Below are 25,796 nucleotides of genomic sequence, written 5' to 3' on the forward strand. Positions count from 1 at the left end.
TTCTGCGGACGGACGCGGTTTGTGACTATGGCGTCGGATTCAAGTAAAGTTCCCGCGATGGACACCACCGCGCCCGAGGAGATCGACGGCGAGCAGCCGCCCCCCATGGCGCCCCTGTCGCACCTTCGCGAGCCGCCCACGACGAAGCGGGGAGCGCGGACGCGGGCCGCTCTGGTGAAGGCCGCGCGGAAGGTGTTCGAACGGGACGGCTACCTCGACGCCCGCCTGACCGACATCACCAAAGAGGCGCAGTGCGCGGCGGGTTCGTTCTACACCTACTTCGCGGGCAAGGAAGAGGTGCTCGCCGCCGTCCTCCTGGAGGCGCAGGAGGACATGCTGCACCCCGGCATGGCCCGGGTGGAGGATGCCGACGACCCCTATGCGGTGCTCGAGGCGAGCAATCGCGCGTATCTCCAGGCGTACAAGCGCAACGCGAAGCTGATGGCGCTGCTCGAGCAAGTGGCGCAGGTCGAACCGGAGTTCCGTACATTCCGGAGCCGGCGCGCCGACGCGTTCATCCGCCGCAATGCCCGCGGTATCGCCGACCTGCAGGCGCGGGGTGTCGCAGACCGGGACGTCGATCCGATGCTGGCCTCCCGTGCGCTGTCGGGCATGGTCAGCGTCATGGCCTACAACGCCTTCGTGCTCGGTGAGCGCGAGGAAGAAGGCACGCCGGTGGACTTCGAGGAGCTCGTGTCCACGGTCAGCCGGCTCTGGGCGAACGCGCTGCGGTTCCCTGACCACCGCTGACCCGGCAGCCTGAGCCGGGGTGATGCCCCCCACCACGCCCTGAGTGGGGTGACGTACGCCCAACTGTTGAACTTGACGTCGGATTCAATTATACAGTTCGGACGGACGGTGCACGGTCCACCATCTCCCGAGAGGGTTCGCTGTGAACGTTGCACGAAGAGTCGCCATCGTCACCGGTGGTGCCGGCGGTATCGGCGGCGCGCTGGTCGCGCGGCTCGCTCGCGAGGGTGCCCGGGTCGTCGTCACGGACCTCGACGCGGACAGCGCGCGGGCGGTGTCGGACAGGGTCAACGCCGACCATCCGGGGAGCACTGTCAGCGCGGGCGCGGACGCGTCGGACACCCCCCAGATCCAAGAGCTGATCGACCTGGCGGAGAGCACGTTCGGCCCGGTCGACCTCTACTTCGCCAACGCGGGCATCGCCGGCGCACCCGGCCTCGACGCGAGCGAGCAGGACTGGGACCTGTCGATCGACGTCAACCTGCGCGCCCACATCCGCGCGGCACAACTGCTGGTCCCGCTCTGGCTGGAGCGCGGCGAAGGCTACTTCGTCACCACCGCCTCGGCCGCCGGGCTGCTCACCCAGATCGGCTCCGCCACATACGCCGTCACCAAGCACGCCGCCGTCGGCTTCGCCGAATGGCTGAGCGTCACGTACGGCGATCGCGGCGTGCGGGTCAGCTGTCTGTGCCCGATGGGCGTGAACACCCGGATGCTGACCGCCGGAAGGGACTCCGGGGACGCGCTGGGACGAGCGGCCACGCAGGCCGTCATGTCGGCGGGTGACGTCCTGGAGCCGGCCGAGGTCGCCGACGCCGTCCTGACCGCGATCGCCGACGAGCGCTTCCTGATCCTGCCGCACGAAGAGGTGCTGGACATGTACCGGCACAAGGGCGCGGACTACGACCGGTGGCTGCGCGGAATGCGCCGCTACCAGAGCTCCCTGCTGGAGCAGGAATGACCGGCGCGAGCGGCGAGCTCGTCCTCGCCGAACACCGCGGGCCGGTGCTCGTGCTCACCTTCAACCGGCCCGCCAGGCTGAACGCCTGGACCGACGAACTCGAAGACCGCTACTTCGCGCTGCTCGACGCCGCCGAGGACGACGCGGACGGCACCTACGCCGACTCCGTGGCCCGCGCGGAGAGCCTCATGCTCCAGGCCTTCCGTGGGGCCGATGTCGTCGAAGGCGTGGCCGGTCACCTCGAGAAGCGCCCACCGAGTTTTCCTCCCCTACCCCCCGTCAGGAGTTCGGATGTCCCTGTTTGAGACGTCGGATCGCGCCAAGAAGTACCAGGCGGATCTGCTGGAGTTCATGGACTCGCACATATACCCCGCCGAGTCGGTCTACCACGAGCAGATGCGCGCCTCCGGTGACCCGCACTTCCAGCCGCCGATCCTCGAGGAACTCAAGGCGGAGGCACGGCGGCGCGGACTGTGGAACCTCTTCCACCCGCACCCGGAGTGGGGGCCGGGGCTGACGAACCTCGAGTACGCGCCGCTGGCGGAGATCATGGGGCGCAGTCACATCGCCTCCGAAGCGTGCAACTGCAACGCTCCCGACACCGGCAACATGGAGGTGCTCACGCTGTTCGGCAGCGACGAGCACAAGGAGAAGTACCTGAGGCCCCTGCTCGACGGGACGATGGCCTCGGCCTTCGCGATGACCGAGCCGCAGGTCGCCAGCTCCGACGCCACCAACATCGAGCTGCGGATGGAACGCGACGGCGACGAGTACGTGCTCAACGGCCGCAAGTGGTTCGCGTCCAACGCCCTGCACCGCAACTGCAAAGTACTCATCGTCATGGGCAAAACCGACCCCACCGCCGCTGTGCACCGGCAGCAGTCGATGATGGTCGTCCCCATCGACGCCCCCGGGATCACGGTGATGCGCGGCCTGCCGGTGTTCGGCTACCAGGATCGCGAGGGACACGCCGAGATCGACTTCACCGACGTACGGGTCCCGGCCAAGGACCTCCTCAAGGGTGAGGGAGAGGGCTTCGCGATCAGCCAGGCCCGGCTCGGACCCGGTCGGATCCACCACTGCATGCGGGCCATCGGCGCGGCCGAGCGGGCGCTGGAGCTGATGTGCCGGCGCGCCCAGTCACGGGTGACCTTCGGCAGCCCGGTCGCCGAACGGTCCAACATCCAGGACTGGATCGCGGAAGCACGCATCGACATCGAGATGATCCGGCTGCTCACGCTCAAGGCCGCGTACCTGATGGACACGGTCGGCAACAAGGAAGCGCGCACCGAGATCGCGGCCATCAAGGTGGCCGCACCGAACATCGCCCTGAAGATCGTCGACCGCGCCATCCAGGTGTACGGCGCTGCGGGCGTGACCGAGGACTTCCCGCTGGCGATGATGTACGCCCACCTGCGGACGCTGAGGCTGGCTGACGGTCCCGACGAGGTCCACAAGCGGGCCATCGCCAAGCAGGAACTGCGCCAGTACCGCGACGCGGCAGTGGTGAGCTGACATGGCCGGACCGGATCTCACCGGCCGCACCGCCGTCGTCACGGGTGCCTCACGCGGTATCGGGCTGGCGATCGCCCAAGCCCTCGCCGCCGCCGGCGCGAACGTCGTCCTCACCTCCCGCTCCCAGGAGGCGGCGGACGCCGCCGCGGCCCAGGTCGGCGGCACAGCGGTCGGCGTCGGGGCCCACGCGGTCGACGAGGAGGCGGCCCGGTGCTGTGTCGAGCTGACGCTCGAACGGTTCGGCAGCCTGGACGTCCTCGTCAACAACGCGGGGACCAACCCGGCCTTCGGGCCCGTCATCGACCAGGACCACGGCCGGTTCGCCAAGACCTTCGACGTGAACCTGTGGGCTCCCGTCCTGTGGACGGGCCTGGCCACCCGGGCCTGGATGGGCGAGCACGGAGGCGCGGTAGTCAACACGGCGTCGGTCGGCGGCATGGCCTTCGAGGCGAACATCGGCCTCTACAACGCGTCGAAGGCCGCACTGATCCATCTCACCAGGCAACTGGCCCTGGAACTCTCACCGAAGGTCCGCGTCAACGCGGTGGCACCCGGTGTGGTGCGCACCAAGCTGGCCGAGGCTCTGTGGGAGGAGCACGAGCAGACCGTCTCCGCCTCGACGGCACTGGGGCGTATCGGGGAGCCTGCCGACATCGCCTCGGCGGTCGCCTTTCTCGTCTCGGACGCGGCGAGTTGGATCACGGGCGAGACGATGGTGATCGACGGCGGCCAACTCCTGGGTGACGCGATCCCGTTCAGGCAAGGAGCCGGTATCGGCATCTGAGGCGTGTGGCACAGAGGCGGTTCAAAGACCTGCGCGGCTGAACGTCACATGCGTGACCCCGCTGGGCGAGGAGGTGGCCTCGACCCGGTAGTCCTTCTCGACGCTCTCCAGTCCGTCCCAGAGGCGTACGCCCCGTCCGAGCAGGATCGGGACCACAACGACGTGCAGATGGTCGATGAGCCCGGCGGCGAGGAAGTCGCGGATCACGGTGGGTCCCCCGCCGATGCGTACGTCCTGGCCGCCGGCGGCCTCGCGGGCCGTCTCCAGCGCCTCGGCGGGCGACGTGTCGAGGAAGTGGAAGGTCGTGCCGCCCTCCATCTCGATCGACGGGCGCGTGTGGCGGGTGAGGACGAAGGTCGGTGTGTGGAAGGGCGGGTTGGGCCCCCACCACCCCTTCCACTCCTCGTCCTCGTGCCATCCGGGGTAGCCGTACTTCCCGGCACCCATGATCTCGGCGCCGATCCCGGGCGTGAACTGCCGCACGAAGGCGTCGTCGAGGCCGCTGGTCCCGCCCGGCTCGCCGGTCATCTCGTGCCACCACCGGGTGGCGAACATCCACTGGTGCAGCCTTTCACCGGCGTGGCCGAACGGCGCTTCCTGGCTCAGCCCCTCACCGGTGCCGAAGCCGTCGAGCGAGACGGAGAAGTTGTGGACGCGGGCGAGTGACATGGCTGGCGGCTCCCCTTCTTCTGCTGGTCACGGGCCGGGCGGTGCCGACAGATGGATCAGGATGCCGCACACCTCGTCCACTATCTCCCGGGCCTCCGTCTCATCCCGGCAATCGCCCAGCTCGCGCGCCGCCCCGCCGATGACGGTGGTCAGTACGCTCACCCGGACCCGGCCGGCACGTCGTCGCTCGTCCACCTCCAGCAGCCGGGCGTTGCGCCGTACCCATGCGCGGTCCCACTGGCGGCGCAGCGCGTCGAAGCCCGCGGGGCCGTCGTCCTCCACGAGGAGCATGCCGAGCCTGCGATTGTCCCAGGCGCCCTCCAGATACGCCCTGGTTCCCGCCACGAACAGAGCGATGGGGTCGTCCACACCACGGCCGCGCTCGGCGGCCAGCGTGGCCGCGGTCCTGCGCTCCTGTTCCTCCCGGAACTCCTCCCACAGGGCCAGGTAGAGCCCTCGCTTGCCGCCGTAGTGCTGGAAGAGGCTGCCCACCGGGATACCGGAGCGCGCCGCGATCTCGGTGAGGCCGGCGTCGGTGTAACCGCGCTCGATGAACACCTCCAGCGCGGCGTCCAGCAGCGCACGCCGGACCGTTCCGTTCTGCTCCGCGTGCCCCTCCGGCAGGGCCGACTCTCCCTGCTCGCCCGGCAGTTGACGCGCCGCCTCGGTTCCGGCGGACTCCACGATGCCGCTCACCGGCCCTCCTCACCTTCCCTGGCGCCGTCGCGGATGGCGAGGGCGACCAGTAGTTCCAGCAGGTCGGCGATCCGGCGCGGATTGCGGCCGGTGCGTTCCTCGATCCGGCGCAACCGGTAGTGCGCCGTGTTGTGATGCACCCGCAGCCGGTCGGCGGCCAGCCGCAGATTGAGGTCGGCCTCCGCGAAGGCCCGAATGGTGGCGGCCAGCGTGTCGCCCCGCCTGCGGTCCTCCTCCAGCAGCACCCGCACCCGCGGATCGACCAGCTGACGGGCCAGGTCGTCGGCCCGCAGCGCGAGGTAGTCGAAGGGGGAAAGCCGCGGCAGCGCAGCCACCCCGCCCCCGCTCGGCACCAGGTCGAGGGCTGCCCGCGCCTCCTCGTACGCGCGCGGCAGTTCACACGCGCCCTGCGCGACCGTACTGATCCCCATGCACAGCATGGTCCCGCCCCGCGCGAGCCGCTGCTGCACGGCCTCGAAGTGGGCGCAGATGTCGTCCGCGGTCATGCCGGCCCGGACCACGGGCACGGCCACCACCTCTTCGTGGCGTACGACGACCAGGGTCCGGCCCGCCCACGGCCCGGCCACGCTCATCGACGCGGTGGTGGCATACCCGTGCTCGGCCGACGTGAGGTCCCCGGTGCGGGTGTCGCCCACACACACCGCCACGACCGCCATCATCGGCGAGTGCGGCCCGATGCCGTACGCCTGGGCGGCGGCGGACAGCGGACCGCGGGTCGGTGCCACGCCGGCCAGGAGCTGGTCAAGAAGGTCCCGGCGCTCCCGGTCGGCGTCCGCCACCACGTGCTGCTGGTACTCGACGTAGGCCTGCGCGGCATGGGTGCTGGCGTAGTCGACGTACCGCATCAGCGGGGTGACCAGGGACAGCGCGGCCTGCTGGGCCTCGGCGGACGTGCCGGCGCAGTCCAGCAGCGCGTCCCACAGCACCTGCCGGCCGACCCGGAAGGCACTGATCCAGTCCTCCAGGGCGAACCCGGCCCGTGCCCGCCGCATGGCCGCGGCGCGGCTGAAGACCAGGTCCTCGGGGGCGATACCGCGATCCCCGGCCAGCGCCGCCAACTGCATCCGGTAGTGCTCGAGCACCTGCTCCCGTACGTCCGAGAAGAAGCGTTCGTCCTGCAGTGCGTACGACGGGATCTCCGCACGCATCACCCCCACGGCGGTGTCCGCCACCTCCTCGACCCGGTCGTGGACGGCGTGCAGGATCCGCCACCGCTCCCGGCGGAGCGGTTCGGACAGCAGGGGAGCGCCCAGAGCGGGCCCGTGAGGCATGGCGCCGATCGTCGCCGCCCGCCTCGTGCTCCGTCAACAGGCTCGGAGTGAGACATCAGGCGTTATCTGTGCGCGGCGCACAGTCCGACGGCCGGGAAGTTGGGTGCTCGCACCCAATGTGCGCCCCGAACGCCCCCACCTACTGTGACGCTCTCCCACCCCCCAGAACGTCGGAAGGGGCGTCACTCATGCTCGCGGTCGACGGTATCACCGTGCGTTTCGGCGGGATCACGGCACTTGACGGTGTCGCGTTCACCGTCGAGCCGGGCTCCGCCGTAGGGCTCATCGGACCGAACGGAGCCGGCAAGACCACCTTGTTCAACTGCCTCACCAGGCGCTGCACCCCCGACGGGGGAGATGTGCGGTTCGAGGGCGAGGACCTGCTGGCCCTCCCTCCGCACGCCGTGGCCGGGCGCGGCATCGCCCGCACCTTCCAGAACCTGGGCCTGTTCCCTCAGCTCACGGTCCGGGAGAACGTCATGGTCGGCGCCCACAGCCGGGGGCACACCGGACACCTCGCCGCGGCGCTCCGGCTGCCCCGCGTCCGGCGGGAGGAGAGGGAACTGCGTGATCGGGCGGACGACCTGCTAGGGCGGCTCGGTCTGGCGGACGTCGCCGACCACCCCGCCGCCGGGCTGCCGTTCGGCACGCTCAAACGCGTCGAACTCGCCCGGGCCCTCGCCGTACGGCCCCGGCTGCTGCTGCTCGACGAACCCGTCAACGGGCTCAGCCACGGCGAGGTCGGCCAATTCGCGGATCTGGTCCGGTCGGTGCGTGAGGAGTTCGACCTCACGCTCGTGGTGGTCGAACACCACATGGGCTTCGTGATGGGCCTGTGCGACAAGGTGGTCTGCCTCGACTTCGGCCGCAAGATCGCCGAGGGCACGCCGGAGGAGATCCAGCGCGATCCGGCGGTCGTCGAGGCGTACCTGGGAGTGGCCGCATGAGCGAGCCCACCACCACCGAGACCACGCAGCCGGATGTCCCGACCGCGGAACCGGACTTCCTGAAGGTGTCCGGCCTGCACGCCGGATACGGCCAGGCCCGCGTCCTCCAGGGCCTCGACTTCTCCGTCGCCCGCGGCGAGGTCTGCGCGATCCTCGGACCCAACGGCGCGGGCAAGACCACGACACTGCGGGCGCTGAGCGGCATGGTCCGCGGCCGCGGCTCGGTCACCCTGAACGGCACGGAACTGCTGGGCCGTTCGCCCGAACAGGCCGCCCGGCTCGGCGTGGCGCATGTGCCCGAGGGACGGGGCACCTTCAACGAGCTGACCGTCGAGGAGAACCTGCGCGTCGGCGCCCACCTGCGCACCGGCTCCGGATGGCGGAGCCGCGCCGAGCGGGCGGCCGTGGCGGCCGACCTGGACCGGATCTACGGCCACTTTCCCAAACTGCGCCAACGCTCACGGCAGGCCGCCGGCAGCCTCAGCGGCGGGGAGCAGCAGATGCTCGCCATCGGCAGGGCCCTGATGCTGCGGCCCTCGCTGCTGCTCCTCGACGAGCCGTCCCTGGGCCTCGCGCCACTGGTCACCCGTGAGCTGTTCGAAATCGTCCGTGCCGTCAACGAGGAGGAACGCACCACCGTGGTCGTCGTCGAGCAGAACGCCCAGCTCGCGCTGGACATCGCGCACCGGGCGCACGTACTGGAGGCCGGCCGCCTGGTGCTGTCCGGGCCGGCCCGGCAGATCCGCGAGGACGGGCAGGTCGCCGAGGTCTACCTCGGTGTCTCCCTCGGCTCCCGCAAGGCCGGGTGAGCGCCGTGACCGACTTTCTCCAGCAACTGGTGGAAGGACTGGGCTCGGGCGCGGTGTACGCCAGCCTGGCTCTGGCCCTCGTACTGATCCACCGGTTCACGGGCATCGTCAACTTCGCGCAGGGCGAGCTGGCCATGCTCTCCACCTATGTCGCCTGGCAGTTGGTGGCATCCGGGATGCCGTTCTGGCTGGCGCTGCCGGTCACCCTCGCGGTGTCCTTCGCCGGCGGCATGCTGGTCGAGCGGATCGTCATCCGCCCCGTGCATGGCGCGCCCGAGCTGACGGTGGTCATCGTCACCGTCGGCCTGTTCATCTTCGTCAACGCGCTGGCCGGCCTCATCTGGTCGTTCACCGTCAAGGATTTCCCGCAGCAGTTCCCCGACGGCGGGCTCGACCTGGCCGGAGTACGCGTGGACTGGTCGACGCTCGGGATCCTCGGCGTGGTGGCCGTAGTGATGGGCCTGCTGTATCTGCTGTTCCAGCACACCTCCATCGGCCTGGTGATGCGGGCGGTCGCCTGCAATCCGGCCTCCGCACGACTGTCGGGCATCCGGGTGGGCCGGGTCCTGATGCTCGGCTGGGGGTTGGCCGCGACGGTCGGCGCCGTGTCGGGCGTGCTCGTCGCCCCACTGCTGTTCCTGGAGCCCAACATGATGGGCGGGGTGCTGATCTACGCCTTCGCCGCGGCCACCCTGGGAGGCTTCGACAGCCCCGTGGGCGCGGTCGTCGGCGGCCTGTTCGTGGGCGTCGCCGAGACGCTGACCGGGGCGTACGTCGATGTGGTCGGTGCCGATCTGAAGGTGGGCGTACCCCTCGTGATCATTCTGGCGGTGCTGCTGGTGCGGCCCCAGGGCCTGTTCGGACGGGCGGCGGTGGAGCGCGCATGAGCACCCTCACCACGGCACTCGGCACCGACCGGGCCCGGCGGCTGCGAGCCGCCCTCACCGCGCTGCTCGCGGTGGCGGTCGCCTGCGGCGCACCGTTCTACTTCGCCCCGTTCCAGGTCTTCCAGCTGACCATGGTGCTGCTGTACACCGTCGCGCTGGCCGGGCTGAACCTGCTGGTCGGCTTCGGCGGGCAGATCTCGCTCGGGCACGGCGCGTTCTTCGCGGCGGGGGCCTACTCGGCGGCGGTCATGCTCGACCGGTACGACACCGGCCACCTGGCCACGCTTCCGGTCGCGGCCGCCGGTTGCTTCCTGCTGGGCCTCGGGTTCGGAGTGCCCGCGCTGCGGCTGCGCGGGCTGTATCTGGCCCTGGTCACCCTCTCCTTCGCGGTGTTCCTGCCGCCCCTGCTCAAACGGCTCGAACCGGTGACGGGCGGTTCCATGGGCCTGACCGTGGACAAACTGCAGCCACCCGCGTGGAGCGGTCTCGCCGAGGACCAATGGATGTACTTCGTCGTCCTCACCGTCGCCGCGGCGGCCCTGCTGCTCGCTCGCAACCTGCTGCGCTCCCGGGTCGGCCGGGCCCTGCTCGCCGTACGGGACAACGAGAGCGCCGCCGAGGTCATGGGCGTACGGCTGTCCATGCACAAGACGCTCGCCTTCGCGTGGAGCGCGATGTTCGCGGGGGTCGCCGGGTGTCTCTACACCTGGGTGATCGGCTTCGTCTCGCCCGACTCCTTCAGCTTCGTGCTGTCCATCACCCTGCTGGCCGGCCTGGTGGTCGGAGGGCTCGGCTCGCTGTACGGGCCCCTGCTGGGCGCTGCGTTCGTGATGTACGTGCCGAGCGTCTCCCAGGACCTCAGCGAGGCCGCGCCGGGAGTGGTGTTCGGCCTGCTGATCATCACGGTGATGTTCGTGGCCCCGACGGGACTGGCCGGTCTGCCGGGCCGTGTCCTGGGCGCCGTCGCCCGCCGCCTGCCCCGTACCGCAGCCACTTCCACTGCCACCGCCGTCGACCGGACGCCGGAGAACGAATCCGTGCCCGATCCGGAGCCCAACGCGCAGGCCGAGACCGGTTCCTCCGCGACCCTCACCCCCGCGGACCCCGCAGTAGCCGACGCCGAACCCGTGGGCGCCCCGCCCCGCACGGAAAAGGACTGAATCACATGCGTAAGACCATCGCTCTGCGGGCTGCCGCAGCCGCCACCGCCGCCCTGCTCACCGCGACCGCCTGCAGCAGCCGGCGAGGGCAGGACACCCAGGACACCGCCGCCGATGGCGCGTGCAAGGGGCAGCAGACCACCGGCATCACGGACAAGACCATCAAGCTCGGCGGGATCTACCCGCTGTCGGGACCGGCCTCCGCGTACGGCACGATCAGCAAGGGCGTCGCCGCCTACTTCAAGTACGTCAACGACAAGGGCGGCATAGACGGCCGCAAGGTGCAGTTCGTCGTCCGTGACGACGGCTACCAGCCGCCCAAGGCGGTCGAGGAGGCCCGCAGACTCGTCGAGCAGGAGAAGGTCTTCGCGGTGTTCCAGACCCTGGGCACCCCGTCCACGGCGGCCGTGTGGGATTACCTCAACAAGCAGAAGGTGCCGCAGCCCTTCGTCGCCACGGGCGCCTCCGTCTGGGGCACCGACGACCAGCATCCCTGGACCATCGGCTGGCAGCCCAATTACGTGGCCGAGGCCCGGGTGTACGCCAAGTACCTCAAGGAGGAGAAGCCGAACGCCAAGATCGCGGTCCTCTACCAGAACGACGACTTCGGCAAGGACCTGCTCGGCGGGTTCAAGAAGGCCGTGGCCGGCAGCGGCATCAAGGTGGTCGCCGAGGAGAGCTACGAGGTCACCGACCCGTCCGTGTCGGCACAGATGGCGAGCCTCGCACGCTCCAAGGCCGACGTGCTGCTGAACATCACCACTCCCAAGTTCGGCAGCCAGGCCCTCGCCGCCGACGCCAAGAACACCAAGTGGAACCCGCTGCACATCGTCAACAACGTGTCCTCGTCCGCCGCCGTGCTCCAGCCCGTCGGGTTCAAGAACGTCCAGGGCGTGGTCTCGGCGACGTACTTCAAGGACCCCGCCGACCCGCAGTGGGCGAACGACCCCGAGATGAAGAGCTACACGGCCGCCCTGCACAAGTACGCCCCGGACGCCGACCCGGCCAACCAGTTCAACGCCTACGGCTGGGCCGTCGCCTCCAGCCTGCACAAGGCCCTGGACGCGATGAAGTGCCCGACCAGGGAAGGGCTGCGTGACGCGGTGCGCAATCTGAAGGACGTGAAGGTGGGGCTGCTGCTGCCCGGCGTCACCCTGTCCACGGGGCAGGGTGACGCCTTCCCGCTGGAGACGATGCAGCTGATGCGGTTCAAGGGCGAGCGGTGGCAGCTGTTCGGCAAGCCGGTCGACACCCGCAAGGAGTTCGGCCCGCTGGCCAAGTGAGCCGGCGGGGGCGGTCCCGGTCGATGCCCTGACCCTCGGGACCGCCCCCGCCCCGTCCGCTCCGTGCGGACAGACTGCCTCGTGCTCAGACGGCGTTCAGCCCTCCGTCCACCACCAGGCTCTGCCCGGTGATGTAGGAGGCCCGCTCGGAGAGCAGGAACGTGACGGCTTCGGCCACCTCCCGGGCGGTGCCCTGGCGCCCGAGCGGTATGCGGGTGAACGAGGCCGAGCGCGATGCCCGCCCGGCCGAGGCCTCGCGGCCCATCGGCGTGTCGATCAGACCGGGCACGACCAGGTTGGCGCGGATCCCGCGCGGCGCGCCCTCCTTGGCGACATGGCGGGTGAGTCCGAACAGGCCCGCCTTGGAACTGTCGTAGGCGGGCGAGTCGGTGGCCGCGCGCAGTCCCGCCACGGAACCGACGAAGACGACCGAGCCCCCGTCGGCGAGCACGGGCAGTGCGTACTTGGCGGCGAGGAAGGGAGCGCCCAGGTTGAGCGAGAGCACGCGTTCCCACTGCTGCGGTGAGGTGTCCGCCAGGCCCGCGCCGAGTCCGATGCCGACGTTGACCACGAGCGCGTCGAGCGCACCGAGCTCACGGAGGGCCTCGGCGACCATGGACGAGGACTGGCCGGGATCCGTGGCGTCACCGACCACGGCGATGCCTCGGGTGCCCTCCTCATCGACCAGGGCGGCCGTGGCCGCCGCGGCGGAGGGGGAGACGTCGGCGCAGGCCACGGACGCTCCCTCGCGGGCGGCGAGCACGGCGATCGCCCGCCCGTTGCCCACGGGGGCCTTCGGATCGTCGCTGGGACGCGTGCCCGCGCCGACGACCAGTACGTTCCGGCCGGTCAGGAGACCGGCCGGGTGGGGCGCGGGGTGCAGGGTCTCAGGCATCGCCGTGTGTCCCGTCCGCCGTGTCCGTGCCGGCTCCGGTGGGCGCGGGCAGGGTTTCCGTCTCGAAGTCGGGCTCGAGCCGGGTACCGGCGGAGTTCAGGAAGAACGCGACCATGTGGTACTGGCCGACGAGCATGGTGAGCTCGATCAGCTGTTCCTCGTCGTGGTCGGCCGCGAGAGCGGACCAGGTGGCCGCGGACAGGCGTGCGTCCCGGTGCAGTTCGTCGGCGGCGCGCAGCAGATGGGCGTCGGCCGGCGTCCACCCCCGGGCGTCCGGGCCCGCGCCGATCCGCCGGATCTCCTCGTCGGTGACCCCGGCGGCCCGGGCCGGCGGTGCATGCCGTCCCCATTCGTAGGCTGCCCGGGTGTGGTACGCGGTGCGCAGGATCAGCAGTTCCCTGGTCCGGGCGGGAAGACGGCCGTCGCGCAGCAGATGGCTGCCGAACGGCAGGAAGTGCCTGAAGAGGTCGGGGTGCCGTACCAAGGTGGTGAAGACGTTGGCGAGGCGGCCGTCGGCGTCCCGGGGAATCAGGGCGAGCAGCTCCCGGGCGGCCGGGTCCCAGTCGTCCTCGGCCAGCGGCGCGAGGCGCGGGCCGGTGTCGGCGCCGGGATGGTGGGGGCGGTCATGGTGCTCGTCGGTCATGGCGGTCTCCGCACGGTTCGTCGGGGTGGGCCGGTGGCACGAGGGCGGGGGTGAGCACGGTCGATCGGCGCCTTGCCGCGTGCGCCGATGGGCTCCTTGCCCGCCGTGCCACTGTGCTTACAGGGGCGCGGAGTTGTCGACGGCTCCCCGGCCAAGGCCGGAGGGCCGCACATTGTTCACTCGCACAACGGCCGGGTGCCGGAGGGGAGAAGGTGAGGTCCATGCCCGGACAGTCGGGCGCGGCGGCGCCCCTCGAACAGGTCATCGCCGCGATGGCCGCGCAACAGCGGTATGTGGGCGGGCGGTTGCACGGGGATCTGGCGGACCACATCCCGTCCTACCGTGCGGTCCCGCGCGAACTCCTCGGCCAGATCTGGCATCGGCACTTCCAGCGGGCTCTCACCGTGCTGAGGGAGGGGACGGTGCCCGCGCCGGAGGACTTCGACGAAGCCGACGTTGCCCGGGACCGGGTCGCCCGGGGCGTCCCGCTCGACGAAGGGCTCCGCGCCTTCCGCCGGGCGCTGAGCGCGATCCGGGATCTGTTCATCGCCGAGGCGACCCAACACGGTCTGGACCCCGGCCTCGTCGTCGACCGAACCAAGTGCCTGTGGGAGCTGGCGGACGTCGCCAGCCTGCGGATCGCCGCGGTCCACCGGCAGGCGGAGGTCGCCTCCGCCCTGTCCGACGCCCGCCGCCGCGCCGACTTCCTGCGCGGACTGCTCTACGGCACGCTGAGCGCCGTAGAGATCCACAGCGGTGCGGCGATCTACGGACTGGACCTCTCGCGGCCGTACCGGGCCCTCAGAGCCGTACCGAACGGCGACCTCGGTCCTGACGCGCTCGAACGCTCCCTGGAGGCCCACGCCCGCAGGAACGGCCGAGGCGCGCTGCTCACCGTCCTTCCGATCGGCCGGCCGGCTGCTGGATGCCGCCCGTGCGTACGGTCTGCGCGGCGTGTACGACCTGAGCGACCTGTCCTGGCGGGTGGCCGTCGTCTCCGAACCGGAACTCGCCGAGTTGCTGATCGACCGCTATCTGCGCCCACTGGAGGCGGAGGGTGAGTTCGGAGCGCTCATCGAGGAGTCGGTGCGGGGATACCTGGAGAAGGGGCGGCACATCCGCGAGGTCGCCCGCAGCGCACACGTCCATGTCAACACCGTCCGCTACCGGCTGCGCCGGTTCGAGGAGCTGACCGGTGTCGGCCTGGACAGTGCGGATACCGCTGTGGAGCTCAGCTGGGCCCTGGCGGCACGCGACCTGAGGACACCCCCGCGCGGCCCGGCGGGCCCTGTTCATGGCGCGGTCCCGTAGCGGCGGGCTATGGACGTTGCCAGAGTGGGACTGTCCCGGCACAGCGGTGGAGAAGCGGATGACGGAGTTCAGCGAAAGCCACGACGATCCATTCGCCCTGCACCTCGTCGCCCTGGCGGTGCTCGACGACCGGGGAGTCGTAGTCGGATGGAACCAACGGGCTCAGGAGCTGCTCGGCCACCCGGACACGGCCGTGATCGGTCGTCCGGCCTTCGAGGTTCTTGTCGGCCCGAGCGAAATGCCGGCCGCCAGGGAGGCAGCGGCAAAGTGCAGGAAGGCCGGCGGCTGGTTCGGGGTGCTGAAGGTGCGCCACCGCGACGGGCGGCTCGTGGAGATGGGGCTCAGGGCCCATGCGCTCTCCCGCGACGGCCAGACCTGTGAGTGGCTCCTGGCCGGGGCACTCGCGGGCGACGTCCTGGAGTGGCAGCGGGACCGTGCGGTCCTCGACGGTCTGTACCGCCAGTGCCCGATCGGACTGGTCGTGCACGGCACCGACCTGAGGCTTCTCAGGGTCAACCGGGCCATCGAACGCTTCAGTGGCGTCCCCGCGGCGGGCTTCGAGGGGCTGCCCAGCGGGCAGATGCTCATCCCCGACGACGCACGCAAGGCCCTGGACCGGGTGCGCCAGGTGATGGAGACCGGCAGACCGCTCGTCTACTCCGAGCAGTTCGTCCGACTGGAGCAGGATCCGGCACGGGAACGGGTCGCCCTGGTCTCGTCCTTCCGCATGGAGGATCCCGCGGGCCGCATCCTGGGCGTGGCCGAGATGATCGAGGACATCACCGACCGTCATCGGGCCCAGCGCCGGCTCGCGCTCCTCGACCAGGCCGGCAGCCGTATCGGAACCACCCTCGACGTGGCGGAGACCGCCCGGGAACTCGCCGAGGTGATGGTGCCCCACCTCGCCGACCACGCGTCGGTGGACCTGCTCCAGCTGGTGACGCGCGGCGAGGAACTGGCACCGGCCCTGGCGGGGCCCGTCGTACGGCTCGGCGCCAGCAGCGTGGGGGCCCAGCAACCCGGCCCACCGCACCCCCACGGCGAGCCGGTGGACTTCGCGCCCGACTCACCCCAGGCCCGGTGCCTGTCCGAAGGGCGGCCCGTCCTGGAACCGGTGCTGCCGCCCGACTGGCTCTCGACGCAAGGCCACCAGGGAGCCCACGCTCCGGACCTGGGCGTCCACTCGCTGATCGGCGTACCCCTCGCCGCGCGCGGCATGGTGCTGGGCGTGATGACCCTGTGGCGTTCGCGCCGCCCCGACCCCTTCGAGGCGGACGATCTCACCCTCGCCCAGGAACTCGCCTCGCGCGCCGCCGTCGCCATCGACAACGCCCGGCGCTTCACCCAGCAACAGCAGACCGCGTTCACCCTGCAGAGCAGCCTGCTGCCCCGGGCGGTCCCGGACCAGCACGCCGTCGAGGTGGCGCTGCGGTATCTGCCGGCCAGCGCGGCTCCGGGCCTGGGCGGCGACTGGTTCGACGTGATCCCCCTGTCCGGGGCCCGGGTCGCCCTCGTCGTCGGCGACGTGGTGGGGCGTGGCATCCACGCAGCCGCCACCATGGGCCGGCTGCGGACCGCCGTACACACCCTCGCGAGCCTCGACCTGGAACCGGACGAGGTCCTCTCCCGGCTGGACGACATGGTCAACCTGCTGGCCGTCGAACAGGAGGCGGCCGGCGAACGGCCCGTAGGTGAGCAGGTCGTCGGCGCCACCTGCCTGTACGCCGTGTACGACCCGGTCTCGCGGCGGTGTTCCGTGGCCCGCGCCGGCCACCCGCCGCCCGTGGTGACCACTCCGGACGGACACGTCGCACCGCTCGACCTGCCCGCCGGCCCGCCGCTCGGCCTGGGCGGCCTGCCCTTCGAGGCCCGGGAGGTCGAACTGGCCGAGGGAAGCCTGCTGTGCCTGTACACCAACGGTGTCATCGGCGAACGCCACCTCGACCCCGACGCGGGCCTGTCCAAACTGTGCGCGGCGCTCACCCGCCCGGCGGACGCCCTGGAGCGAACATGCCAGGCTGTGGTCGACTCGCTCGTACCGTCGCGCCCCAGCGACGACGTCGCCCTGCTGATCGCCCGTACGCGCACGCTGCGGCAGGACGACGTCGCCTCGTGGCAGCTGCCGCCGGAGCCGGCCAGTGCCGCCCGCGCACGGGCGCTGACCTCGGCCAAGCTGACCGAATGGGGTCTGGAGCATCTGGCGTTCACCACCGAGCTGATCGCCAGTGAACTGGTCACCAACGTGTACCGGTACGCCGGCGGCCCCGCGACTCTGCGGCTGATCCGCGAACGGACCCTGGTGTGCGAGGTCAGCGACACCAGCCACACCTCCCCCCGCCTGCGCCGCGCCCGTACGACCGACGAGGGCGGGCGCGGCCTGTTCCTGGTGGCGCAGATGGCCGAACGGTGGGGTGCCCGCTACACCCGCGAGGGCAAGACCGTGTGGACCGAGCAGTCACTGACCGGCATGCTCACCTGACCCTCTCGGGCCGCGGTCATTCCGCTGCGGCGAGCAGCCGTGCCTCGCTCTCGTCGTACAGTCGCCGGTTCACCCGGCTGTCGGCGGCGCGGCGCCGGTGGTCCAGGCGGCTGCCCAGCCACCCGGCCAGGTAGCCGAACGGGATGGAGATCAGCCCGGTGGACTGCATCGGGAACAGGTCGAAGTGGGCGTTCGGGAAGACGGCGGACGGTGTGCCCGAGACGGCCTTGGAGAAGATCATGAGCAGCAACGCGCAGGCCGCACCGCCGTAGAGGGTGGCGAGCAGGCCGGTGCGCGTGAATCCGCGCCAGAACAGGGAGTAGGTGAGCGCGGGTGCCACCGCGGACGCGCCCACGCAGATGGCCAGAGTGGTCAGCACACCGACGTTCCAGTTCTGGACGAGCGTGGCGAGCCCGATGGCCACGGTTCCCACGCCCACGCTCGTCCACGCCGCCACCGTCATCTCCGTACGCGGCTCGGCCTGTCCCCGCCGGGCCGCGTGGGCGAACAGGTCGTGGGCGAGCGAGGAGGCCGCGGCCAGGGTCATCCCCGCGACCGACGACAGCAGGGTGATGAACACCATGCCCGCCACGGCCGAGTAGAGAATCGTCGCGCCCGCCGAGGAGGAGGCTCCGCCGAGCACCTGCGACAGCATGAGCACCGACGTCCGGCCCTGCGGATCGGCCGCGGTGATGTACCGCGATCCCACCAGCGCCGCCGCGCCCGTACCCATGACGATCACGAGCAGACAGAAGGTGGTGACCGTGCCGACCGCCCACGACATGGAGCGACGCACGGCCGGCACGTCCTGCGCGGAGTACAGACGCATCGTGATGTGGGGGAGACAGGCCACGCCGAGGACCACGGTGATCTGGAGACCGACGAAGTCCAGCCGGTCGACGGCCGAGGTGCCCAGCTGAAGGCCCTGATGGAGGAAGGCCGGGCCCGCGCCGCTGCCCTGCTGGGCCGCCCTGAGGACGTCGCCGGGATTCCAGTCGAATCGGTTCAGCACCAGAGCGGCGACGACGAAACTGGTGCCGATCAGGATCACGATCTTGATCATCTGGATGAGCGCGGTGCCCCGCATACCGCCGAGCGCCGCGTAAATGATCATCAGGCTGCCGACGATGACGATGCAGGCCGTCCTGGCGCCCGTCATGTGCGGGATGCCCAGGATGAAGGTGAGCAGTGACCCGGCTCCGGAGAGCTGGACGACGAGGAAGGGCACGGTCGCCGAGAGCGTCACGACGCAGGCGGCGACCCGCACCGCCCGCCCGGGCATGTTGCGGGCCAGGACGTCACCCATGGTGAATTGGCCGGCGTTGCGCAGGGGTTCGGCCAGCAGGAACATCAGCAGGACCAGGGACAGGGCCGTGCTGACCGCGAGGACGTAGCCGTCGTAACCGGCGAGCGCGATGATGCCCGTGGTGCTCAGGACCGTGGCCGCTGAGATGTAGTCGCCCGCGATGGCCAGGCCGTTCTTGAGCGGGGTGAGCGAGAGGTAGCCGGTGTAGAAGTTCGTCAGATCGTCGCGTTCCGGTCCCGCCATCACGCACATCATCAGCGTGACGGTGACCAGCGTGGTGAACAGGACCAGGACGACAGCCTGCGTCCCGGAGCTGAAGTCGTTCATCTCGCCGTCCCCGCGTTCCGGCCGGCGGGGACCGCCCGCTCCCTGACGGCCAGGGCCAACGGATCCACCGAGCGCTGTGCGCTGCGTCCGTACCAGGCGACCGCCCCGAAGGTGACGACGAGCTGGAAGACCCCCAGGGTCATTCCCAGGCTCAGCTCCCCGGCGACACTGGCCCCCATCAGGCCGGGCGCGTAGCAGGACAGCACGACATACACCACGAAGGAGCCGAGCGCGGTGAGGGTGGAGATCCGGCGGAGCGCGCGGTAGGCCGAGCGCAGGGCGGCGAGGTCGGCGTTGGGCCGCTGGGTCTCGTGCGCGTACGGCTCGTCCCAGGAAGCCTGTCCGTACGGCTCGGTCCACGAAGCCTGCCCGTACGGCTCGGTCCAGGGGGCTTGCCCGTACGGCTCGTACCGCGGGGCGTTGTGTCCGTGCCGCTGGTGCTCGGTGTGGGGCGGCGGCCACCCCGTGTCCGAGGGTGGATACCGGTTCTCGTCGGCGAATGTCATCGCAGGGCCTTCCGCTACGGCGATGGCTGTGAGCGGCGCACAATACCGACTGGTTGGAATGCCCATAAGGTCATCGCGGGTCACGTTTCGGGGTCGGTACGGCTCTCCGGGTACAGGTCGGCGGGCGGCGGGCCGGCGTGTGGCGAACATCATGCACCAGGCATACCTACTGGTCGGTACCCTGCGGCGGAAGCCGTGAACAACAGGAGGCGCGATGTCTGCGACCAACCGCCAGATCCGTCTGGCAGCCCGCCCCGTGGGCGAGGTCAAGCCCGAGGACTGGGAGCACTTCGCAGGACCCGTCGAAGAGCCGGGCCCGGGCCGATTCGCGGGCCGCACGCGCGTGATCTCCCTGGACCCGGCGATGCGGGGCTGGCTGGACGACCGTCCCTCCTACCTGCCGCCGGTGGGCATCGGCGAGGTGATGCGCGCCGGGTCGGTCATCGAGGTCACCGCGTCGAACCACCCCGACTTCCAGCCGGGCGATCACGTGGTCGGCACGTTCGGCGTCCAGGAGTACGTGGTTTCCGACGGCAAGGGTGCCCTGAAGGTCGACACCTCCCTCGCCCCGCCCTCGACGTATCTCGGCGCGCTGGGCATGCCCGGCATGACCGCCTACTTCGGTCTGCTGGACGTCGGGGCGCTGAAGGACGGTGAGACCGTCGTGGTGTCGGGGGCGGCCGGGGCGGTCGGCACGATCGCCGGCCAGATCGCGAAGGCCAAGGGCTGCTGGGTCGTGGGCATCGCCGGAGGCCCGGAGAAGTGCGCCATGCTCGTCGACGAGCTGGGCTTCGACGCGGCCATCGACTACCGCGCCGAGGACGTCAGGAAGGCGCTGCGCCGGGAGGCCTCCCACGGCATCGACGTCTACTTCGACAACGTCGGAGGGGGCATCCTCGACGCGGCCCTGACGCGGCTGGCGATGCACGCGCGGGTCGTGGTCTGCGGTGCGATCAGCCAGTACAACAACGCCACACCGGTCAAGGGCCCCTCCAACTACCTCTCGCTGCTGGTGCGCCGCGCCCGCATGGAGGGCTTCGTCGTCTTCGACTACGCCAAGCGCTACGCGCAGGCGGCGCAGGAGATCTCCGCCTGGATCGGGGCGGGCCGCATCAAGGTCAAGGAGCATGTGGTGAAGGGGAGCGTGGACGATTTCCCCGAGACGCTGGGGATGCTCTTCCGCGGGGAGAACGTCGGCAAGCTCGTCCTGGAGCTGGCGTGACGGCCGTCGGGAGCGCCGTCGCCGCCCGGCCGGGACAGGTGGAGGGCGCCGCGCTCCAGGGCAAGGTGGCGATCGTCACCGGCGGTGCCAGTGGACTGGGCCGGGCCACGGCACTGGCGCTGGCGGAGGCGGGGGCACGCGTGGTCGTCGCGGACCTCGACGCGCGGGGCGGCCGCGAGGTGGCCGACATGGTCGGCGGCCGTTTCCGCGCCTGCGACGTCTCCGATCCCGAGGCCAACCGCGCGCTGGTGGCCTTCGCCCAGGAGCAGTACGGCGGCGTCGACATCGCCTTGCTCAACGCCGGGGTGGCGACCGGATGCGGCGTCGGTGAGGACTTCGACCTGGCACGCTACCGTCGCGCGATGGGAGCCAACCTCGACGGCGTGGTCTTCGGCACCCATGCGGTGCTGCCGGCGCTGCGGGCGCGCGGGGGAGGGGCCATCGTGGCGACCGCGTCCCTGGCGGGCCTGGCCGCCGTGCCGCTCGATCCTCTGTACGCGGCCAACAAGCACGCGGTCGTAGGGCTTGCCCGCTCCCTGGGGCCGGCTCTCGCGGCGGACAACGTGCGCTTCAACGCTGTCTGCCCCGGCTTCGCGGAGTCGCGGATCATCGATCCGCTGCGCGACATGCTCTCCAAGCAGGGGCTGTCGGTCATTCCGGCCGAGGTCGTGGCGGACACCGTGCTGCGGATCCTCACCGGGGACGGCACGGGGGAGTGCTGGTTCATCCAGCCCGGCCGCGATCCGGAGCCGTTCCGGTTCCGTACGGTCCCTGGTCCCGGCGAGCCTGTCGGCGTCTGAGAAGACCCTCAGGCAGCGGTGGGCTGAGAGGTGAACGCGCGCTCGAGCAGTGCGTACAGAGTGTCCTGCTCCTGCTCGCTGAGTCTGCTCAGCCCGGCCAGCGTCTTGTCCATTTTCCCGCGGATCACGTCGATGACCTGCTCGCCCTCCTCGGTGAGCAGGACGTTCTTGACGCGCCGATCGGAGGGGCTCGGCTCGCGGCGCACCAGACCGCGCTTCTCCAGCCGGCCGACGATTCCGGTCATGTTGGAGGCGTCGCAGGTCAGCGTGGTGGCCAGCGTGCTCATGGAGGCGGGTCCCCGGCGCAGCACGTTGAGCGTCTTGCCCTGGCTGGCCGTGAGGTTCTCGCTCGCGGCGGCGACCGTGAAGTCGCCGTAGTAGGCAGCCAGGGACACCGAGAGCAGCTCCATGAGCCGGGAGGTGTCGACGCGAGAGGGTGCTGTCATGAGCGTCACCTTACGCCTGAAAACTTGACGATCTCAAATATCGATGGCTACGGTCTCCCCCATTACTTGAAGTTCTCAAACATCGATGTTCTCAAGTAGTTCGTCGAGCTCTCACGTAGGGAAGAGATCCGTGCCTCACGCGCAGCAGACGGCGCCCCGGAGACAGCCAGCCGACACCGCGGTCGTCCTGGTGCTAGGCCTCGCCGCGATGGTCGTCTCGATGATGCAGACGCTCGTCGTCCCGATCCTGGGAATCATCCAGAGCGACCTGCGGGCGACCACGGCCAATGTCAGCTGGGTGACCACCGCCACCCTTCTGTCGGCCGCGGTCTTCACACCGCTGCTCGGCCGCTTCGGCGACCAGCACGGCAAGAAGCCCACCCTCGTGGGCGTGCTGCTCGTGATGATCGCGGGCTCGGTGCTCGCCGCCACCACCACCTCGCTGACGTGGCTGATCGTCGCCCGAGTGATGCAGGGTGCGGCCACCGCGATCTTCCCGCTCGCCCTCTCCATCCTGCGCGAGGAGATCAGGCCGGAGAAGCTGCACGGCGCCATGGCCCTGGTCAGCGGCACGCTCGCGTTCGGCAGCGGACTCGCGCTGGTCGGCGCCGGGCTTCTCACCCGCGGCTCCGACCCCGACTACCACCGGGTCTTCTGGCTCGCGGTGGTGCTCGCGGTGATGGCGCTGGCGGGTGTGCTGTTCACCGTGCCCGCTTCCCGGACGACCACGGGCGGGCGCACGGACTGGCTGGGCGCGGGCACCCTGGCGATGCTGCTGGTGCTGCTGCTTCTGCCGGTCTCGCAGGGACACGAGTGGGGATGGACGTCCGGCCGTACGCTCGGCTCCTTCGCCGGGGCCGTCGTCATGGCGGTGGTGTGGGTCGTCGCCGAGCGCCGGGTCAAGGAACCCATGGTGGACATGAAGATGTTCGTCCACCGGCCCGTTCTCTTCACCAACCTGGCCGGACTGCTGCTGGGCTTCGCGATGTTCGCCCAGTTCATCGGTGTCTCGTACCTCGTCCAGATGCCGGAAGGCGTCGTCGGCTACGGCTTCGGCGCTTCCGTGCTCGAAGCGTCCGTCGTGTATCTGCTGCCGACCACACTCGTCTCGCTCGTGGGCGCCCAGTTCGGCGGGGTCCTGGTGCGCCGGCTCGGCGCGCGCTTCACCCTGGCCGCCGGGGCCTGCTTCGGAGTGCTCGGCTTCACGTGGCTGAGCGTCGCGCACGATGTGACGGCCTCGGTGATCGGCGCCGGCATGGTCATCGGCCTGGCGATCAGCTTCGGCTACGCCGCCATGCCCGCGCTCATCGTCGCCGGCGTGCCCGCCCACCAGTCCGGCATCGCCAACGGCATCAATTCCATCTCCCGCTCGGTCGGCAGCGCCGTCGCAAGCGCGGTGATCACCTCGCTGCTGGCGTCGAAGACCATCCCGCTGCCGGGCGGAGGGCCCGCGCTGCCGCAGGAGAGCCAGTTCACGACGACCTTCGTGATCGCCGGAGCGGCCTTCGGCCTGGTCGTCGCCGTGGCCCTCGTCGGCATCAAGTCGGCTCACGCCCCTCGTACGTCCGTGCCGAGGAAGGTCGCGGACTCCTCGACGGCGGGGCTTGCGGAGGCGGAGGCCGGTGCCGAGCTCGTGTGACCGTGTTCAGGCGCTGCCGCTGTCTTCAGGCTCTGCCACTGTCTTCAGGCGTTGTCGCCGTCCGGAATCATCGAGAGCTTCAGCCAAGACAGAGCAGTCCTCATCCAGCCGTCTGCTTGAACCCGCAGTCTCCTTGAACCCGCAGTCTCCGAAAGGCATGTCACGATGACGACGTCCGACCACACCCAGCACGCGCCCGCTGCCACCTCGGTCGATCACCGCGCCGCGGTCGCGGCGGAGACCGCCCGGTTCGTCGCGGCGGTCAAGGACGCCGACCTGGCCACGGCGGTGCCCAGCTGTCCCGGCTGGACGCTGGCCGAGCTGGTCAGGCACACGGGCAGCGTCCACCGCTGGTTCTCGGTCCTGCTGCGGGCGCGCATCCAGGAACCCCCGCGCACGCGTGACGTGGACCTTCAGCTCCCCGCCCAGGAGGACGGATACATCGACTGGCTGGCCGAGAGCGCGACCGTGGCCGCGGACGCCTTCGCGGTCACCGACCCGGACCTGCCGATGTGGGCCTGGGGCGCCGACCAGCACGCCCGATTCTGGGCACGCCGGATGCTCTTCGAGACCCTGCTGCACCGGGCCGACGCCGAGGTCGCACTCGGACTCCGGCCCGCGATCGACCGCCCGGTCGCGGTGGACGGGATCGACGAGTTCCTCGTCAATCTGCCCTTCGCCACCTTCTTCGCGCCCAAGGTGGCCGACCTCCGTGGCTCCGACACGACCATCCGCTTCCGCACGACCGACGGGGACGACGCCTGGGTCGTCCGCCTGCGGCCCGACGGCTTCGGGCTCGACCCGGCTCACCCGACGGCGGCCCCCACTGACGCGACCGTCCAGGGAACCGCGGCCGACCTGCTCCTCCTCGTCTACGGCCGACTGCCCTACCAGGCAGGGGCCTTCGCCCACGAGGGCGACGAGCACTTGCTGACCCACTGGTTCGCCAACTCCGCGTTCTGAGAAGCCCGGTCGCGTTGCCGGTGGCGCCGACCTTGCCGAGCCGCCTTCCGGCACTGACCTTCTGACCGGCCTTCACCCGCCGTTCCGAGAGATGGCAGTGAAGCATGGCTTGAGTGTGGCTGTCGGGGTTCTTCACCGCATCAAGTACAGGGCGGTACGGCCCGTTCGGTGCCGTACCGCCCTTCCGTGATGGGTCAGACGGCGGGTTCGGCGGCCGGCGCGGCCGCGGTTGCCTCCGCCTGTGCCGCGGCGGCCCGGCCGGGCAGGGTGAGCACGGCCAGGAATCCGGCGACCGCCACGGCGGCGAAGAAGTAGAAGCCCCAGGGGTGGCCGATGCCTGCCGCCACGAGGGCACCGGTGATCGACGGGCCGACGATGGAGCCGATACGGCCGATGCCCGAGGCCGAGCCGAGGGCGGTGCTGCGGACCGAGGCCGGATAGAAGCTCGTCACGTACGCGTAGATCAGCACCTGGGCGGAGAAGACGAACACGCCGGTGAGGAAGACGACGATGTCGAGGAGCAGGGTGCTGTGCATCCTGATGCTGAGGCAGGCCAGCATGGCCACCGATATCGCGAACCAGCCGAGCGCAGTGGGCTTGATGCCGCGCCGGTCGGCCACGAAGCCGCCCAGCACCAGGCCGGCGACCCCGCCGACGTTGAGGATGAGCAGTTGGGTGACCGCCGTGGGGATGGGGTAGCCGGCCTCGTTCATGAGCTTGGGCAGCCAGGTGTTGAGGCCGTAGACCAGGAGCAGGCCCATGAAGGATGCGACCCAGATGCCGATGCCGGCGCGGAGGTAGGCCGGCTTGAGGAGTTCGCTGAAGGCGACGCGCTCGGAGGCGGGCGCTTCCTTGGCACGGACGAACGCCTCCGACTCCGGCAGGCGGAACCACTGGATGACCGCGATGACGAGTCCGGCGATGCCGAGGACGTAGAAGAGGACCTGCCAGTTGTCGGTGACCTGCAGGGCCAGCAGGGACGTGATCACGGCACCGGTGTGGTAGCCGGTCATGGTCAGGGTGCTGGCGCGCGCCCGGCGTGCGGCGGGCATGTGCTCGGCCATCATGGTCAGAGACGCCGGCATGCAGGCGCCGAGACCGATACCGGCGACCAGCCTGAGCGCGGCGAACATCCCGACGGAGGTGGCCTGGGGCAACAGGAGGGTGAAGACGGAGAACTCCACCACCGAGCCGATGAGCAGCAGGCGTCGTCCGAAGCGGTCGGCGAGCGGGCCGACCAGAATGGCGCCGATGGCGACGCCCACGAGGGAAAGCGTGGCGACCGTGGTGGCGTCCGCGGCCGTCATGCCCAGGTGATGGGTCTTGAGCAGGGTGGGGATGATGGCGCCGAGGACGACGAGGTCGTACCCCTCGAGCATGACGGTGATCCAGCACAGGACCACGGTCCAGACGTTGCGGTCGGACGTGCCTGTTCTCGAGGCGGCGTCGGTGGTGTTCGGTGAGGTGATGGGTGTCATGGCTGCGTTCCCTTTGTAGCGGCTACGG

Annotated in this window: 26 protein-coding genes; 17 read left to right on the top strand and 9 right to left on the bottom strand. The window is 70.5% G+C overall.

Features of this window, described 5'->3' with window-relative positions; genetic code table 11:
- Positions 1-57 precede the first annotated feature (57 nt).
- The 5 genes from ABT254_RS04555 (at position 58) to ABT254_RS04575 (ending at position 4,010) form a co-directional block, all read left to right on the top strand.
- Positions 58-750, top strand: coding sequence for a TetR/AcrR family transcriptional regulator (locus ABT254_RS04555; protein WP_351463428.1), 693 nt, complete (start codon positions 58-60; stop codon positions 748-750).
- Positions 751-892: 142 nt separating this feature from the next.
- Entirely contained in the window at positions 893-1,711 is an 819-nt protein-coding gene (locus tag ABT254_RS04560; protein WP_351463430.1) for an SDR family oxidoreductase, read from the top strand.
- A complete protein-coding gene (locus ABT254_RS04565) occupies positions 1,708-2,016 on the top strand; it encodes a hypothetical protein (RefSeq protein ID WP_351463432.1) in 309 nt (102 codons plus the stop codon). The genes ABT254_RS04560 and ABT254_RS04565 overlap by 4 nt, the downstream gene beginning before the upstream one ends.
- On the top strand, positions 2,003-3,226 hold the full coding sequence (locus tag ABT254_RS04570) for an acyl-CoA dehydrogenase family protein (protein WP_351463434.1): 1,224 nt from the start codon (positions 2,003-2,005) through the stop codon (positions 3,224-3,226). The genes ABT254_RS04565 and ABT254_RS04570 overlap by 14 nt, the downstream gene beginning before the upstream one ends.
- Position 3,227: 1 nt before the next feature.
- Positions 3,228-4,010 carry an SDR family oxidoreductase gene (locus tag ABT254_RS04575; protein ID WP_351463436.1) on the top strand — a complete coding sequence of 261 codons (783 nt, stop codon included), beginning with the start codon at positions 3,228-3,230 and terminating at the stop codon, positions 4,008-4,010.
- A 21-nt stretch (positions 4,011-4,031) separates the two neighbouring features.
- On the opposite strand, the gene ABT254_RS04580 is transcribed toward ABT254_RS04575, so the two are convergent.
- From ABT254_RS04580 to ABT254_RS04590, 3 genes are read right to left on the bottom strand one after another with little or no spacing between them, the layout of a single operon-like run.
- A complete protein-coding gene (locus ABT254_RS04580; protein WP_351463438.1) occupies positions 4,032-4,679 on the bottom strand; it encodes a dihydrofolate reductase family protein in 648 nt (215 codons plus the stop codon).
- 27 nt (positions 4,680-4,706) lie between these two features.
- A complete protein-coding gene (locus ABT254_RS04585) occupies positions 4,707-5,375 on the bottom strand; it encodes a TetR/AcrR family transcriptional regulator (protein ID WP_351463440.1) in 669 nt (222 codons plus the stop codon).
- A complete protein-coding gene (locus ABT254_RS04590) occupies positions 5,372-6,667 on the bottom strand; it encodes a PucR family transcriptional regulator (protein ID WP_351463442.1) in 1,296 nt (431 codons plus the stop codon). Before ABT254_RS04590 ends, ABT254_RS04585 begins: the two co-directional genes overlap by 4 nt.
- A 188-nt stretch (positions 6,668-6,855) precedes the next feature.
- Here ABT254_RS04590 and ABT254_RS04595 point away from each other — a divergent pair, with 188 nt between their 5' ends.
- From ABT254_RS04595 to ABT254_RS04615, 5 genes are read left to right on the top strand one after another with little or no spacing between them, the layout of a single operon-like run.
- Positions 6,856-7,614 carry an ABC transporter ATP-binding protein gene (locus tag ABT254_RS04595; RefSeq protein WP_351463444.1) on the top strand — a complete coding sequence of 253 codons (759 nt, stop codon included), beginning with the start codon at positions 6,856-6,858 and terminating at the stop codon, positions 7,612-7,614.
- Positions 7,611-8,423 (top strand): ABC transporter ATP-binding protein, encoded by an 813-nt coding sequence (locus ABT254_RS04600; protein ID WP_351463446.1) that lies wholly within the window; start codon positions 7,611-7,613, stop codon positions 8,421-8,423. The genes ABT254_RS04595 and ABT254_RS04600 overlap by 4 nt, the downstream gene beginning before the upstream one ends.
- 5 nt (positions 8,424-8,428) lie before the next feature.
- Complete coding sequence (locus ABT254_RS04605) at positions 8,429-9,310, top strand: branched-chain amino acid ABC transporter permease (RefSeq protein ID WP_351463448.1); 882 nt, start codon at positions 8,429-8,431, stop codon at positions 9,308-9,310.
- Entirely contained in the window at positions 9,307-10,470 is a 1,164-nt protein-coding gene (locus tag ABT254_RS04610; RefSeq protein ID WP_351463449.1) for a branched-chain amino acid ABC transporter permease, read from the top strand. Before ABT254_RS04605 ends, ABT254_RS04610 begins: the two co-directional genes overlap by 4 nt.
- 5 nt (positions 10,471-10,475) lie before the next feature.
- Positions 10,476-11,753, top strand: a complete 1,278-nt coding sequence (locus ABT254_RS04615) for an ABC transporter substrate-binding protein (RefSeq protein WP_351463451.1) — start codon at positions 10,476-10,478, stop codon at positions 11,751-11,753.
- 85 nt (positions 11,754-11,838) lie between these two features.
- Here ABT254_RS04615 and ABT254_RS04620 read toward each other — a convergent pair whose 3' ends face one another.
- Both ABT254_RS04620 and ABT254_RS04625 read right to left on the bottom strand, forming a co-directional pair.
- A complete protein-coding gene (locus ABT254_RS04620) occupies positions 11,839-12,648 on the bottom strand; it encodes an SDR family NAD(P)-dependent oxidoreductase (RefSeq protein WP_351463453.1) in 810 nt (269 codons plus the stop codon).
- A complete protein-coding gene (locus tag ABT254_RS04625; RefSeq protein ID WP_351463455.1) occupies positions 12,641-13,291 on the bottom strand; it encodes a carboxymuconolactone decarboxylase family protein in 651 nt (216 codons plus the stop codon). The genes ABT254_RS04620 and ABT254_RS04625 overlap by 8 nt, the downstream gene beginning before the upstream one ends.
- Before the next feature lie 221 nt (positions 13,292-13,512).
- Between ABT254_RS04625 and ABT254_RS04630 the strand changes: the two genes are divergently transcribed.
- Genes ABT254_RS04630 through ABT254_RS04640 form a run of 3 tightly spaced genes read left to right on the top strand, consistent with a single transcriptional unit; the run spans position 13,513 to position 17,081 of the window.
- Complete coding sequence (locus ABT254_RS04630; RefSeq protein ID WP_351463457.1) at positions 13,513-14,352, top strand: RsbRD N-terminal domain-containing protein; 840 nt, start codon at positions 13,513-13,515, stop codon at positions 14,350-14,352.
- Positions 14,246-14,602, top strand: a complete 357-nt coding sequence (locus ABT254_RS04635; RefSeq protein WP_351463459.1) for a helix-turn-helix domain-containing protein — start codon at positions 14,246-14,248, stop codon at positions 14,600-14,602. Before ABT254_RS04630 ends, ABT254_RS04635 begins: the two co-directional genes overlap by 107 nt.
- 58 nt (positions 14,603-14,660) lie before the next feature.
- Positions 14,661-17,081 carry a SpoIIE family protein phosphatase gene (locus tag ABT254_RS04640; protein WP_351463461.1) on the top strand — a complete coding sequence of 807 codons (2,421 nt, stop codon included), beginning with the start codon at positions 14,661-14,663 and terminating at the stop codon, positions 17,079-17,081.
- Between the two features lie 16 nt (positions 17,082-17,097).
- Here the strand turns inward: ABT254_RS04640 and ABT254_RS04645 are convergent, their stop codons facing one another.
- Entirely contained in the window at positions 17,098-18,714 is a 1,617-nt protein-coding gene (locus ABT254_RS04645) for a sodium/solute symporter (protein ID WP_351463463.1), read from the bottom strand.
- Positions 18,711-19,220, bottom strand: coding sequence for a DUF485 domain-containing protein (locus tag ABT254_RS04650; RefSeq protein WP_351463465.1), 510 nt, complete (start codon positions 19,218-19,220; stop codon positions 18,711-18,713). The genes ABT254_RS04645 and ABT254_RS04650 overlap by 4 nt, the downstream gene beginning before the upstream one ends.
- Positions 19,221-19,434: 214 nt before the next feature.
- On the opposite strand from ABT254_RS04650, the gene ABT254_RS04655 reads away from it, so the two are divergent.
- Positions 19,435-20,442 carry an NADP-dependent oxidoreductase gene (locus ABT254_RS04655; RefSeq protein WP_351463467.1) on the top strand — a complete coding sequence of 336 codons (1,008 nt, stop codon included), beginning with the start codon at positions 19,435-19,437 and terminating at the stop codon, positions 20,440-20,442.
- Complete coding sequence (locus ABT254_RS04660) at positions 20,439-21,242, top strand: SDR family oxidoreductase (protein ID WP_351463469.1); 804 nt, start codon at positions 20,439-20,441, stop codon at positions 21,240-21,242. Before ABT254_RS04655 ends, ABT254_RS04660 begins: the two co-directional genes overlap by 4 nt.
- An 8-nt stretch (positions 21,243-21,250) precedes the next feature.
- Here the strand turns inward: ABT254_RS04660 and ABT254_RS04665 are convergent, their stop codons facing one another.
- A complete protein-coding gene (locus ABT254_RS04665) occupies positions 21,251-21,688 on the bottom strand; it encodes a MarR family winged helix-turn-helix transcriptional regulator (protein ID WP_351463471.1) in 438 nt (145 codons plus the stop codon).
- Positions 21,689-21,818: 130 nt separating this feature from the next.
- On the opposite strand from ABT254_RS04665, the gene ABT254_RS04670 reads away from it, so the two are divergent.
- Both ABT254_RS04670 and ABT254_RS04675 read left to right on the top strand, forming a co-directional pair.
- Entirely contained in the window at positions 21,819-23,327 is a 1,509-nt protein-coding gene (locus tag ABT254_RS04670; RefSeq protein ID WP_351463472.1) for an MFS transporter, read from the top strand.
- A 165-nt stretch (positions 23,328-23,492) separates the two neighbouring features.
- A complete protein-coding gene (locus ABT254_RS04675) occupies positions 23,493-24,290 on the top strand; it encodes a maleylpyruvate isomerase family mycothiol-dependent enzyme (protein ID WP_351463473.1) in 798 nt (265 codons plus the stop codon).
- Between the two features lie 194 nt (positions 24,291-24,484).
- On the opposite strand, the gene ABT254_RS04680 is transcribed toward ABT254_RS04675, so the two are convergent.
- Positions 24,485-25,768, bottom strand: coding sequence for an MFS transporter (locus tag ABT254_RS04680; RefSeq protein ID WP_351463474.1), 1,284 nt, complete (start codon positions 25,766-25,768; stop codon positions 24,485-24,487).
- Positions 25,769-25,796 lie beyond the last annotated feature (28 nt).

Source organism: Streptomyces sp. NPDC001137 (assembly GCF_040298885.1).
Taxonomy (GTDB): Bacteria; Actinomycetota; Actinomycetes; order Streptomycetales; family Streptomycetaceae; genus Streptomyces.

Bases quoted from the DNA above. Each gene is read 5' to 3' on its own strand.
- ABT254_RS04555 (WP_351463428.1), top strand. From the start codon at position 58: ATGGACACCACCGCGCCCGAGGAGATCGACGGCGAGCAGCCGCCCCCC.
- ABT254_RS04565 (WP_351463432.1), top strand. From the start codon at position 1,708: ATGACCGGCGCGAGCGGCGAGCTCGTCCTCGCCGAACACCGCGGGCCG.
- ABT254_RS04570 (WP_351463434.1), top strand. From the start codon at position 2,003: ATGTCCCTGTTTGAGACGTCGGATCGCGCCAAGAAGTACCAGGCGGAT.
- ABT254_RS04575 (WP_351463436.1), top strand. From the start codon at position 3,228: ATGGCCGGACCGGATCTCACCGGCCGCACCGCCGTCGTCACGGGTGCC.
- ABT254_RS04580 (WP_351463438.1), bottom strand. From the start codon at position 4,679: ATGTCACTCGCCCGCGTCCACAACTTCTCCGTCTCGCTCGACGGCTTC.
- ABT254_RS04590 (WP_351463442.1), bottom strand. From the start codon at position 6,667: ATGCCTCACGGGCCCGCTCTGGGCGCTCCCCTGCTGTCCGAACCGCTC.
- ABT254_RS04595 (WP_351463444.1), top strand. From the start codon at position 6,856: ATGCTCGCGGTCGACGGTATCACCGTGCGTTTCGGCGGGATCACGGCA.
- ABT254_RS04600 (WP_351463446.1), top strand. From the start codon at position 7,611: ATGAGCGAGCCCACCACCACCGAGACCACGCAGCCGGATGTCCCGACC.
- ABT254_RS04610 (WP_351463449.1), top strand. From the start codon at position 9,307: ATGAGCACCCTCACCACGGCACTCGGCACCGACCGGGCCCGGCGGCTG.
- ABT254_RS04615 (WP_351463451.1), top strand. From the start codon at position 10,476: ATGCGTAAGACCATCGCTCTGCGGGCTGCCGCAGCCGCCACCGCCGCC.
- ABT254_RS04620 (WP_351463453.1), bottom strand. From the start codon at position 12,648: ATGCCTGAGACCCTGCACCCCGCGCCCCACCCGGCCGGTCTCCTGACC.
- ABT254_RS04625 (WP_351463455.1), bottom strand. From the start codon at position 13,291: ATGACCGACGAGCACCATGACCGCCCCCACCATCCCGGCGCCGACACC.
- ABT254_RS04630 (WP_351463457.1), top strand. From the start codon at position 13,513: ATGCCCGGACAGTCGGGCGCGGCGGCGCCCCTCGAACAGGTCATCGCC.
- ABT254_RS04640 (WP_351463461.1), top strand. From the start codon at position 14,661: ATGACGGAGTTCAGCGAAAGCCACGACGATCCATTCGCCCTGCACCTC.
- ABT254_RS04645 (WP_351463463.1), bottom strand. From the start codon at position 18,714: ATGAACGACTTCAGCTCCGGGACGCAGGCTGTCGTCCTGGTCCTGTTC.
- ABT254_RS04650 (WP_351463465.1), bottom strand. From the start codon at position 19,220: ATGACATTCGCCGACGAGAACCGGTATCCACCCTCGGACACGGGGTGG.
- ABT254_RS04655 (WP_351463467.1), top strand. From the start codon at position 19,435: ATGTCTGCGACCAACCGCCAGATCCGTCTGGCAGCCCGCCCCGTGGGC.
- ABT254_RS04665 (WP_351463471.1), bottom strand. From the start codon at position 21,688: ATGACAGCACCCTCTCGCGTCGACACCTCCCGGCTCATGGAGCTGCTC.
- ABT254_RS04675 (WP_351463473.1), top strand. From the start codon at position 23,493: ATGACGACGTCCGACCACACCCAGCACGCGCCCGCTGCCACCTCGGTC.
- ABT254_RS04680 (WP_351463474.1), bottom strand. From the start codon at position 25,768: ATGACACCCATCACCTCACCGAACACCACCGACGCCGCCTCGAGAACA.